The sequence below is a fragment of the Gemmata palustris genome, from assembly GCF_017939745.1.
Classification (GTDB): domain Bacteria; phylum Planctomycetota; class Planctomycetia; order Gemmatales; family Gemmataceae; genus Gemmata; species Gemmata palustris.
The window spans coordinates 271607-284074 of record NZ_JAGKQQ010000002.1; the positions used below are offsets into that span (position 1 = coordinate 271607).

Here is a 12468-nt window from a genome sequence, read left to right on the forward strand (position 1 = left end):
GAGGGTTACCGCTCCCACTTCACGTGCCCCTTGATCCACCGCCACGCGGGGGGAATCACGTTCGCCAACACCGCGCCGGAAACCCCGCCCGCGATTTCCGCCCACGGAGACCGTGCCAACTCCAGCCCCACGAACACGTGGGCCACCGTGTACCCCAAAAGCGCGCCGAGTATGCCTGCCCCGAATCCCCGGCTCAGCGTTTCGGAAAAGACCTTGGAGTCCACGCCGCGCTGAATGAGGTCGAAAAACACCGGCGTGAGGAACACCCCGAAGAGCGTGACGCCGAGCATGCCGCTGAACACCGCGATGCCCAGGCTCCGGCGCATTTCTGCGCCCGCGCCCGAAGCGACCACGAGTGGCAGCACGCCCAGGATGAACGCGAGCGAGGTCATCAGGATCGGCCGTATGCGCAACCGCGACGCTTCGAGCGCGGCCTCGCGCCGCGGTTTTCCCTCGCGGTGCAGTACCTCGGCGAACTCGACGATGAGAATGGCGTTCTTGCACGCCAGCCCCACCAACACGACCAGCCCGATCTGGACGAACACGTCTACAGCCTTGTGCGCGATGAGCACCCCGCCGATCGAGCACAGCAGGCACAGCGGGACGACCAGAATGACGGCCAGCGGAAGCGCCCAGCTCTCGTACAGGGCCGCCAGCGCCAGGAACACGAACACGACCGCGAGCGCGAACACGTAGATCGCGGTGTTTCCGGCCCGTAACTGGAGGTACATCAGTTCGGTCCACTCGATGCTCATCGAGCGCGGGAGCGTCTGTTCGGCGGCCGCGTTGACCGCGTTGATCGCTTCCCCGGAACTGACAGAGGGGGGCACGTTCCCGCTCACCGCGGCCGAAGTGTAGAGGTTGTACCGCGTCACCGACACCGGGCCGTTGATCTCGCGGAGCTGCACGAGCGTGCCCAGTGGCACCATTTCGCCCCACTTGTTGCGCACCTGGAGCAGGTTCACGTCTTCGATCCGCGTGCGGTAGCGCCCCTCGGCCTGAAGCGTCACCTGCCAGTGGCGACCGAACTCGTTGAAGCTGCTCGCGTAAAGCGACCCGAGGTAGATCTGCATCGCCTGGTTCACGTCGTTGAGCGGTACGCCGAGCGCTTGCGCTTTGGTTCGATCAACATCGAGGTACAGTTGCGGTGTCTTCGAGCGGAACTGCGTGAGCACTCCCACGGTCGCGGGGTTCGGTTGGAGCTTGCCGACGACCGCGTCCGTCTGCTTCTGAAGCTCGGGAAGCCCGATCCCACCGCGATCCTGCACCATCACTTTGAAACCGCTCGCCACACTCAAACCGGGCACCGGGGCCGCCCCGAAAATCTTGACGTCCGCGTCGCGGATCTCGCGGGCGAAATCCTTACGCAGTTTCGCCATGATCGCGTCGGCCGTGAGGTCCGGGCGCTGGCGCTTCTCAAACGGATCGAGAATGAGGAACACGGTGCCGAAGTTCGAGCTGTTCGCCGACATGAGCAGCGACATGCCCGCCGCGGACGCGGTGTGCTGCACGCCGGGCGTGTTCAGCGCGAGCTGATCCACACGCGCCATGATCTCTTGTGTGCGCTCCAGTGAGGCCGAGTCGGGTAACTGGATGCTGACGATGAGCCGGCCCTGGTCCTGATCGGGGACGAAACCGGTGGGCGCCTTCTGGAAAACCCAGTACGTCGCGACGAGCAACCCGCCGTACAAAACGAGCACGATCAGGCTGAGCCGGAGTAACCACCCCACCGTTGCCGTGTACATCCGCGTGCCGAACGCAAACCCGCGGTTGAACAGTCGAAAGAACCAACCGAGAGCGAAGTCCAGCCCGCGCGTCAGGTAGTCGCGGCTGTCTTCTCGCTTCCGCATAAGGATTGCTGCAAGTGCTGGGCTGAGGGTGAGCGAATTGAGCGCGGAGAACACCGTGGAGGCCGTGATCGTGACCGCGAACTGACGGTAGAACTGCCCCGTAATACCGCCCACGAACGCACACGGCACGAACACCGCACACAACACGAGCGCGATGGCCACGACCGGCCCGGTCACCTCTTCCATCGCCTTGTACGCGGCCTCGCGCGGTTCCAACCCCTGTTCGAGCCAGCGCTCCACGTTCTCCACCACCACGATCGCGTCATCGACTACGATCCCGATCGCCAGCACCAAACCGAACAGGGAGATGTTGTTGACCGTGAACCCGAGCACGAGCATCACCGCGAACGTGCCCATGATCGCGACCGGTACCGCGACGAGCGGGATCACCGCGGCGCGCCAGTTCTGCAAGAACAGCAACACGACGAGGGCGACGAGCGCGATCGCCTCGAACAGCGTTTGCACCACGTCCTGGATCGACTCGCGAATGAACGGGGTCGTATCGTAGGCGATCTGGTACTCGATCCCGTCCGGGAACCGCGCCTTCAGTTCGTCCATCTTCATTCGGACGCGCTCGGCCACTTCCAGTGCGTTCGAGCCAGGGAGCAAGTGGATCGCCAGCCCGACCGACGGTTTGCCATCGAACGTCGCGCCGTTCGTGTAGGACTGGGAACCGAGCTCGAGCCGCGCCACGTCGCGCAAACGCACGATGGCGGCAGAGGGCGTCGTTCCACCGTCCAGAGATCCACCGTTCAGTGCGCTGATCCCGACGGTTCCACCCGTGACGGGTGCGGCTCGCGTCGCGCCGGCGGAAGAACTCATCCCGGGCGCGACCGTGCCCAACGGCGAATTCGCGGACATTCCGCTCCCGTTGTCCGTCACGTCCGAGGCCGTTCCGGTCGGATCGGTCGAACTGCTTGCCCCCGAAGCTCCGGCCGAAGACGACATGCTGAGCGCCGGGCCGGTCGTGGCGGGACCGGTGGCGAGGGTCGCTGAGCCGGTGGCGGAACTGCCCGGGGACGAATTTGTGACGTAACTCGGGAAACTGAACGTCGCCGGCGTCGCCGAGGAGTTGGTGGAACTCGTCGCGCTCGTCGTTGTGGGGAAGATGGCGCTCAGGTTCGGAGCGTCGCCCAGCGTCCCGGTATTGGTCGCCGCACCGCCAGCGAAGCTGCCCCCGAGCGTTCCGGCTGATCGCGCGCCGCTCCCGGTACTCGCGCTCGCGATCAGGGCTTGCGGCCGGCTGGCTCGTCCGGCCTTGATGATGATGTCCCCGAACTCGTCCTCCTCGACCAACCGGCCGCGCGTGTCGAGTGGGAACTGGAACGCCCGCCCGCGCCCGCTGGGGGGAAGTCCGATCTGTCCGGGAGCGGCTTCCTTGTTTTGTGCCCGGACCGACGCAGCAACGTCGGTCGCGGTCAGCCCGCGTGCGGCTAACTTCTGCGGATCCAACCACGCGCGCATGCTGTAGTCGCGCTGACCGAACACGTTAATGTCCGATACGCCATCGATGCGCAGCAACTCGTCGCGCACGTTCACCGTGGCGAAGTTGCTCATGTAGATGATGTCGTACCGGTTGTCGGGCGAGTAAAAGCTGATGACCTGCAAGATGTCCGGCGTCTTCTTGCGGATCGTGATGCCTTGGAGCTGGACCTCCGAAGGGAGTTGGGGCATCGCGAGCATCACGCGGTTCTGGACCATCACCAGCGCGGTGTTCAGGTCCGTTCCGATCTCGAACGTGACACTCAGTGAATACGATCCGTCGTTGCCGGACTGCGAGGACATGTAGAGCATACCCTCGACGCCGTTCACCTGCTGCTCGATCGGCGCGGCGACGGTATCGGCGACGACCTGGGCACTCGCCCCGGGGTAACTGATCGAGACCGAAATCGACGGCGGGCTGATCTCCGGGTACTGTGCGACCGGCAGGTTGAGCAGCGCCAGCACCCCCGCGAGCGTGATGACGATCGACAGCACCGATGCGAAAATCGGTCGATCGATAAAGAAACGTGAGAACACGGTTGGTCCTCACTGTTTTGGGGGAGCGGGTGCGCTGGGATCTTGTGTCGGCGCGCCGGGAGTTGGCATCGCGGTCTGCTCGGGATCGACTTCCATTTTGGGCTTCAACTGCTGGAGCGCACCAACCACGACCCAGTCCGTCGGCTTCAGCCCCTCTTCGATCACCCGCAGCCCGTCGTCCTGTAACGCGCCCACCTTGACGCGCCGGTACTCGATCTTGTGCTCCTCGTTCACGACGTAGGCGTATTTCTGCCCTTGGTCCGAACCGAGCGCCCGATCCACAACGAGTAGCGTGGGGCGAGGTTGGCCGATGGGCAGCCGGATGCGCACAAACATGCCCGGGGAGAGAAGGCGCCGACCATTTTCCGGCTTCGGGTTCGGGAACAGCCCGCGAACCGCGATCGTTCCGGTAGACGGGTTGACGACGTTGTTGACGAAATTGAGTGTGCCCTCGTGCGGGAACCCGGTTTCGCCCTCAAGCCCCATCGCGACGGGTATCTCGGTGCCTTCTGTGCGAACCTGAATCTTCCCCTGGTTGATGGCCGTTCGGACCCGCAGGAGCGTGCGCTCGTCCAGATCAAAGTAGGCGTACATCGGGTCGACCGAAACGACCGTCGTCAGCAGCGTGGAGTCCTGGTTAATCAGGTTGCCGAGCGTGTAGTAGTACCGGCTCACCTGTCCGCTGATCGGTGCGCGAACCTGTGCGAAACTCAGGTTCAGGTCGTACAGTTTCACCGAGGATTTGGCCGCTTCGATCCGCGCGTTCGCTTCATCGACCGTTGCTTTCGCCGTGTCGAGATCCTGCTTGCTCCCGGCCCCCTTATCGAACGTGTCCTTCGCCCGCGCGTAGTTCGCTTCGGAGAGTTTGAGTTGAGCTTCGCCCAGCTTCACTTGGCTCTGGGCCTGCTCCAGTTGGGCCTTGTACGGACGCGGGTCGATCTCGAAGAGGAGATCGCCTTCCCGGAGCCGCGCCCCGAAGATCGTGGACGGCCCCCGCACGATATCGCCTTCCTTAAACGGGGAGCGAACCAGATACCCGGTCACGCGGGCGCGGATGCCAACCGACTGCACAGCGTCCGTTCGGCCGGTGTACTCGACAAATTCGGTGACCTCGCGTTGAACCGGGCGGCTGACCGGCACCACCGGCTGGGCGGGACCAGATTGTTGGGCCGGCTTCTGGCGACAGCCGGCGGTGAATGCGATGAGTAGCGCACCCAGACACGATCCGCCCCAAAGTACCCGTTTCGACATGGTAGCTCCACGTTCGACCGCTCCGCCCTGTTCCGAAGATACCGCGGAGCGCGATCTCGTCCAACACCGCACCGAGCTGGCGGATCGCTTTTAGCGACCACGTATGTGTGGGGCACATACCGCCGTGCGGAGGATCGCGATTTTTAAAGCAACCCTCGTGCCGATAGCGCCAAGTGAACGTGAAGAGACCAAGCCCCGTGAGTTGCGGATCTCCAGAGCGCGGCCCATGAAGTACGGCAAGCGGGCGCGATTTGATTCGCTGCGAACCGAGTAGTCGAGTCTAAGGTCAGCACGTCTCGTCGGTCGGCCTCACCGGGAACCGTTCGTGGCGAACGATTCGAGGATGTGAAGCAATTTGAACCCGCGCTGGCATGGCACCCATAAGGGAAATCAGACCGAACGCGAGATGTTTTGAGACGCGCACCCACGATTCGAGGCTCTCCTACATAACAGAGCCACCGAGAGCTGCGACAATTTGCGGTTCTCGATAGCAATCGGAGGCGCTGAGCTTCGAGCATACCTCCCGTTCTCGCAGTAATTTCAAATCTTGTCTCGATGTTGCTCTGGTTGTCCTTCCGGCCGCTGCTGGGGAAGCCAACAATGGGTGGTGTGTCGCAGAAGACATTGAAAAAACTGCACGACGCGAGGGTGCCGCGCCCTCCGCCTCGATACCGGAGATCCGGCCGATCGGGCGCGGGGCGATGATTGCCCTTGAATGGGGCGCGCGGCACCCTGTGCCCGCACTTCGGCTCGTAGAGGTGATACGATCTCATTTTCCTTCTCTTGGGCACCAGGAAAGTAAAGATAGTTGAGAGCGGTCCGGGAAGTGAGCTGCACTTTAGGTTCCTACAGCCCGGCAATCACAGGCGTTATTCGCCCCGTGCCAGCGGAGTGAGGCCGTTCGGAAGATTGGCGGTGTAGAATAACTGGGTACCCGTGCCAGCCCCCTCTCCGGACGTCGCGAGTAGCGGCAAGATGCACGACCTGACGATCACACCGCAAGGGCACCTCCTCGTCCGCGAGGAGCCGCTCGGCGCTTCAAAGCAGGAGCCCTCGAAGGGGCTACTTGAGGCCTATCACGCGAGCGCGGCCCGAGGGATGCTTTACTCCGCGAGCGAAGCGGCGGATGCGGCACTGCCGCCCTCCTTCGAGTTCGCGCGATCGATCACCCGGCTCTACCTGACCACACTTTGCAAGGCCACCACTGCGGAATCGGGCGAATCTGTTCCTGAGATCCCACCACCCGCGGCTGACCTGGACCGGGCCGTCCTCCAAGCTCCGCCCATGACCGGGCTGGAGTATCTGACGTCAGAGGTCTTAGCGACGTGGTGGCGCGACCTCGATTCACTGGTTCGAGGCGAGATCGCAAAGCATTCGGGCGGCGTGTCCGGTTACTTGCGGGAGCGCAATCCGCACTGGCGGTTCGTCGGCCGCGTTACGTTTCACCTCGCCGAGAACAAGCAGAACCCGGACTACCCGTTCGCGTTCCTGGCGACGTTCGCTAACGGTCTGACGCCACAGGGCAAGGTGCGACACGAGCCACTGGGCCGGGCACTTCAGCAGTACGCCGGGGAGCGGAACCGCGCGGCGATGCTGAACCTGTTACTGCCGGTTTCTCGGGCGGCCGAGTCCTCGGAACTGGTTCAGCGCCTCGTCGATTCCGGGGAAATCTACTCGCCCCTCGCGTGGTCGCCGCGCGAGGCATACGAGTTCCTCCGGGCGATTCCCCTCTTCGAGTCGAGTGGGCTAATTGTTCGTGTGCCGGACTGGTGGCACGCCCAGAAGCCACCCCGCCCGCGCGTCAGCGTGAAGATCGACTCGAAAAATACCGCCGGCATCAACGTCGATGCGATGCTGCAATTCTCTGTTGATATGAGCCTCGACGGGGAAACGCTCGCACCGGACGAGATCGCCCAGTTGCTCGAATCCAGTGGGGGCCTGGTTCCGTTAAAGGGGAAGTGGGTCGAGGTGGACCGGGAGAAGTTGCAAGAAGCTTTGAAGCACTGGAAGGAAGTCGAGCGGGACGTGCGCCGCGAGGGGCTTTCGTTCTTCGAGGGCATGCGTCTTCTTTCCGGGGCGAACGTCCTTGAAGGGGAGGAGGAAGAACTCCCGGAGGCGACCCGCGAGTGGTCCGGTCTGACCGCCGGGCCGGGGCTAGATGCAGTGCTCGAAAATCTGCGCTCCCCAGGCACTCAGCGCGAAGCGGCCCCGCCCGGCTTGAAAACAGAACTCCGACCGTACCAGCGGACCGGTTACGGCTGGCTGCGCTTCGCCGCCCGCCTGGGGTTGGGGGTGTGCCTGGCCGACGATATGGGCCTCGGCAAAACGATCCAGGTGATTTCGCTGCTGCTCGATCTGAAGCGCGACGGGCCGAACAAGGCGAGCCTCCTGGTCGTGCCCGCGTCGCTCATCGCGAACTGGAAGTCGGAACTGGCGAAGTTCGCGCCGTCGCTCTCCTTGGCGGTGACACACCCTTCGGAAGTGAGCGCTGGTAAAATAAGCCCCGACACCGCCGACTCGTTCGACCTGATCGTGACCACTTACGGAATGCTCGTGCGCCAGGACTGGGTGACTCAACACCGCTGGCGGCTGGTCGTTCTCGACGAGGCCCAGGCGATCAAGAATTCCGGCACGAAGCAGACCCGTGCGGCGAAGGAACTGGCGGCCGACAGCCGGATCGCCGTGACCGGCACGCCTGTCGAGAACCGCCTCTCGGACCTCTGGTCACTCTTCGATTTCTTGAACCCCGGCTTGTTGGGAACGGCTAAGCAGTTCGGTTCGTTCGTCAAGCGCCTGCAAAGCGCCTCAACGCCCTCGTTCGAGCCGCTGCGGAACCTGGTACGGCCCTACGTCCTCCGGCGCCTGAAGACCGACAAGCGCGTGATCTCCGACCTGCCGGACAAGACGGAAGTGAAAGCGTACTGCGCGTTGAGCAAGCACCAGGCGGCCCTTTACCAGCACACGGTCGAGGAACTCGCTCGACAGCTGGAGCACGCGGACGGCCTCCAGCGCCGGGGCATCGTGTTGGCACAACTGATGCGGCTGAAGCAGATTTGCAACCACCCCGCTCAGGTGGCCGGCACGGGCGATTACGCGGCCGACCGGAGCGGCAAGTTCCGCCGCCTGGCGGAGATCGCCGAGGAGGTCGCTGCCCGTCAGGAGAAGGCCCTCGTCTTCACGCAGTTCCGGGAGATCGCGGAGCCGCTGGCCGAGTTCCTCGCCACGATCTTCGGCCGGCCCGGATTGGTTCTCCACGGGGGAACGAGCGTGAAAAAGCGGAAGGAATTCGTCGACCAGTTCCAGAGCGAAGACGGCCCACCGTTCTTCGTGCTGTCGCTGAAGGCGGGCGGCACAGGCCTGAACCTGACGGCCGCCGCGCACGTGATCCATTTCGACCGCTGGTGGAACCCGGCCATCGAGAACCAGGCCACCGACCGCGCCTTCCGGATCGGCCAGAAGAAGAACGTGCTGGTTCACAAATTCGTCTGCCGGGGGACGGTCGAGGAGCGAATCGACGAGATGATCGCTCGGAAGCGCCGGGTCGCGGACGAGGCCCTCGGCGGGAGCGACGGCGGGGAAGTCTTGTTGACCGAAATGGACAATGATACGCTGCTAAAATTCGTGAAACTGGACTTGCATCAAGCCACCGACGGCTGATGTTCCCGTTTGGGAGGCCACATATGAGCTGGTACGGCTTCAAACCCTACGTTCCGGTGGCCCGGCGCCGCGCGCAGGCCGCGAAGGAAGTCGCCAAGCGGACCAAAAAGGGTCAGCCGGTTGCGCCCGTGAACGTTCAAGGCAAGGCCATCGCCTCGACGTTCTGGGGGAAGGCGTGGTGTACGAACCTGGAAAGCTACAGCGACTTCGCCAACCGCTTGCCGCGCGGCCGGAGCTATGTCCGCAACGGCTCGGTCGTGGACCTGAAGATCGAAAAGGGGCGCATCAAGGCCCTGGTAAGCGGGTCGGAGTTGTACGAGGTCGAGGTCGACATCACGACCCTGCCGCGGCCGAAGTGGGAGGCGCTGAAAAAGTTGTGTGTGGGCAAGATCGGCACGCTCGTGGAACTGCTGCAAGGCAAACTATCAAAAGCGGTGATGGAACTGGTCACGGACCGAGAGAAGGGACTGTTCCCGAAGCCGGACGAGATCAAGATGCGGTGCAGTTGCCCGGACTACGCGGGCATGTGCAAGCACGTCGCCGCAACGATGTACGGGATCGGGAACCGCCTCGATTCCACACCGGAACTGCTATTTACGCTCCGGTGCGTGGACCACATGGAGTTGATCGAGCAGGCGATCCCTGCCGCCCCGCTCGCAGGTAAGGGTACGGCCCCGGTGATTGCAACCGGCGATCTGGGAGCCATCTTCGGTATCGAGATTGGCAGCGCCCCGGTACCTCCAACAGCTTCGGGCACTCCGAAAAAGCCGGTCGCGAAAAAGACCACCAAGAAGGCCGTGAAGAAGCCCGCGAAAAAGACCACCGTCGCGAAGAAGAAATCCGCTCCCAAGAAAGGGTAACAGTGTTTCGCTACGGCGGCGTTCAGCGCCGACGGTAATGTGAGTGCCGTTTTGCGCTCACTCAGCAGTGAGTTGCGAAGAGGGGAGCGTAAACGCCGACGGAGTAGCGGGTTACGCTACTCCGTGCGACAATCTGCGAGACACTGAAAATCTGAACAGTGGAGGCGCGGGGAATCGAACCCCGGTCCCGAGGCGCTTCCGCGCCGGCATCTACGTGTGTAGCCCGTTTACTTCCGCGGTACGTCCCTTACGGGGCTACCGCGCGTTTGTTGAACCGGTTTCCAACGGGCGGGACTCCGGGACAACTATCGGCCAGATTTTTTAGCGGGAACGGCCGCCGAGCCGGACCGGGTGGTGTCCCCGACCCTCGAGTTCCCACGAGCCTGACTTGCGTCCGAACCGGCACCTCTCAGGCGAAGAGGCCGGGACGGCTCACGGGTTATTACGCCGCGAGGGAGTACTGCGGTTCAGCAGTTAAATTTTGATCAGTTTTTTACGTGGCCAACTGATCAACCACGACACGCCACCGAACACTTCCGACACCCGGTCGATACCAGATCGCCCCCGGTTTAAGTACCTACTCCTTTGATAGGCATCGGTATTATACGATTCGTGCCCCGGGAAAAAAGTTCGCCCCGAACTGCTTCACACCCGTTTCTCTCTGCGGAGTCTTTAAGCATGTTCTGTGCCTCTCTCGTTATCGCGCTCGTCGCGGCCGATCCCGCCCCGAAACCGATCCCGCTGTGGTCCGGCAAGGCGCCGCACGCGGTCGGGGATTCGGCGACCGACAAACCGGAACTCACTGCGTATCGGCCCGCGAAGCCCAACGGCGCCGCGGTCGTCGTTTGCCCCGGCGGGGGGTACGGGTTCCTGGCCGACGACCACGAGGGCAAGCAGGTCGCGGAGTTCTTCACCAAAGCCGGCGTAACCGCGTTCGTGCTGAAGTATCGGATCGTGGGGAAGGACCGCCCCGGTCCACTCGGTGAGGCGCCGCTCTCGGACGCACAGCGCGCGATCCGACTGGTGCGCGCGAAGGCAAAGGATTACGGCATAGATCCCAAGCGCGTCGGCATCATGGGCTTCTCGGCGGGTGGACACTTGGCGAGCACCGCGGCCACGCACTTCAATCAGGGCGAGCTGAAGAACGACGACGACGTTGAGAAGGAGAGCTGCCGCCCGGACTTCGCGGTCCTCGCGTACCCGGTCATCTCGATGGAGGACGGCGTGACACACGGCGGGAGTCGCAAGAACCTGCTCGGCGACAACCCGGGCGCGAAACTCATCGACCTGTACTCGAACGAGAAACAGGTGACGAAGGACACCCCGCCGACGTTCCTGTTCCACACGAGCGCGGACACGGCCGTGGTGCCCGAGAACGCGGTGCGCTTCTACCTCGCGTGCAAGAAGGCCGGCGTACCGATCGAGATGCACATCTACGAGAAGGGGCGGCACGGGGTCGGGTTGGGCCGCGACCCGAAGTGGACCGGGGGCGAGAAGTCGGTCGAGACGTGGCCCGATCGACTCCTCGACTGGATGAAAAGCCGCGACCTGTTGGGCAAGGCGGAAAAGTAAGTTGCTATTCGCCCACCTGCGCCAACCAGGGGCGGAGGTGCGTGTCGGCGAACCACCGACTGTACTTCGCGGCCCCGTCCGGGGTCAGGTGGTAGCCGTCTACGAAATCCTCTTCGGCGAAGTGGGTCGGGGCCGGGAACACCGTGACCCCGACTTCGTCTACTAGCGTTTGGGTATAGTACTCGACGCGCCCGTGCGCGCACGGGCAGTACAACCCGCGCAACCACGGCGATTCGGGTGCCCACACGACCGCGACCGCGGTCCCCTCCGCGCGGCACCGCGCCACCAAGTCGCGTATCGCCCGGTCCGAAACGTCGCTGATGCTCTTGCGGTTGGTCACGCGGGCCTGCGCGCGCGCGTTCTCCCGCAACAGGTCGCGCTTCGATTCCCAGAGGTGTTCGACCGGGAACCGGACAAAGCCGAACGAATCCATCTCCTCCCACGATCGGCTCTCGAACTTCACGGACCCGGTCCGCGTGCTCGGGGCCAACTCCCCGAGGATCGCGTCCCAGCGCACGGCCCAGGGGTTGATTCGCGCAGTTCGGAGTGCGCGTCGCAGTTCCGTGCCGCCCGCGTCGTAAGGAGCGAGTCGGCGAAGGTCGGCACCCGAAAGTCCGTCGCGCCGCGGCCACGCTTGTACCTCGGCCGGCCCGCCCGTGACCGTTTCGGCCAAACCGATAAACAGCAGTACCGCGCGGGGCTTCACGCCGTCATCAAGGGCACGAGCGAGCGTCAGCCACGAAACGAGCGGGGGAGCGGCGCGGTACCCGAAGTTGTAGACGACCGGCGCGCCGGGTTCGTCGGGGAAGTTCATCGCAGCGGGAGCGACGCCCATCTGAGCGCGCGACGAGCCGAGGACCAGAACCAGTGGGCGCTCGGGGCGCTCGGCCTGCCACTTCCGTGCGTGCTTCAGCCGGTACACGTATTCCGGGTCTCGTAACTCCGGCCTCACCGTTTCTGATGCTATGGTCAGCGCGCCGGTGAGTGCCGCGAACAGTCCGAACCCGATCCCCAGCGCGATCCGGGCCGATCGACCTCGGCTCGTGCGCGCCGAGCGAGTCACGTTTCGCGGGCGAGAGGAGCGGCCTGCGGTGTTGGTTTTGACTTCCCGGTACCGGGCCGCAACGACCCGTTCCCGAGAAGCGTCACCGCTTTCGAGTGGCCGCGCGTCGTCCGACCCGTCGCGGCGCTCGCGGAACGAGACGACGCGGGACAGTTGACCCAATATCAGCGAATTCAGGCGCGGCGAACCGGGCATC

The 12468-nt window shown here is 63.9% G+C and carries 6 protein-coding genes and 1 other RNA gene; 3 read left to right on the plus strand and 4 right to left on the minus strand.

Annotated features, from left to right (window positions below; genetic code table 11):
* Window positions 1-5: 5 nt before the first annotated feature.
* A complete protein-coding gene (locus J8F10_RS35585; protein ID WP_210662757.1) occupies window positions 6-3869 on the minus strand; it encodes an efflux RND transporter permease subunit in 3864 nt (1287 codons plus the stop codon).
* 9 nt (window positions 3870-3878) lie between these two features.
* Window positions 3879-5120 (minus strand): efflux RND transporter periplasmic adaptor subunit, encoded by a 1242-nt coding sequence (locus J8F10_RS35590; RefSeq protein WP_210662759.1) that lies wholly within the window; start codon window positions 5118-5120, stop codon window positions 3879-3881.
* A gap of 936 nt (window positions 5121-6056) precedes the next feature.
* On the opposite strand from J8F10_RS35590, the gene J8F10_RS35595 reads away from it, so the two are divergent.
* Together J8F10_RS35595 and J8F10_RS35600 are read left to right on the plus strand one after the other, a co-directional pair.
* On the plus strand, window positions 6057-8777 hold the full coding sequence (locus J8F10_RS35595; protein WP_315854254.1) for a DEAD/DEAH box helicase: 2721 nt from the start codon (window positions 6057-6059) through the stop codon (window positions 8775-8777).
* A gap of 23 nt (window positions 8778-8800) precedes the next feature.
* A complete protein-coding gene (locus J8F10_RS35600; protein WP_210662761.1) occupies window positions 8801-9637 on the plus strand; it encodes an SWIM zinc finger family protein in 837 nt (278 codons plus the stop codon).
* Window positions 9638-9793: 156 nt separating this feature from the next.
* Here J8F10_RS35600 and ssrA read toward each other — a convergent pair.
* Window positions 9794-10203: a transfer-messenger RNA gene (gene ssrA, locus J8F10_RS35605) on the minus strand.
* A 112-nt stretch (window positions 10204-10315) separates the two neighbouring features.
* Between ssrA and J8F10_RS35610 the strand changes: the two genes are divergently transcribed.
* Window positions 10316-11209, plus strand: coding sequence for an alpha/beta hydrolase (locus J8F10_RS35610; protein ID WP_210662764.1), 894 nt, complete (start codon window positions 10316-10318; stop codon window positions 11207-11209).
* Between the two features lie 4 nt (window positions 11210-11213).
* Here the strand turns inward: J8F10_RS35610 and J8F10_RS35615 are convergent, their stop codons facing one another.
* Window positions 11214-12467 carry a hypothetical protein gene (locus J8F10_RS35615; protein WP_210662766.1) on the minus strand — a complete coding sequence of 418 codons (1254 nt, stop codon included), beginning with the start codon at window positions 12465-12467 and terminating at the stop codon, window positions 11214-11216.
* Window position 12468: the final 1 nt, after the last annotated feature.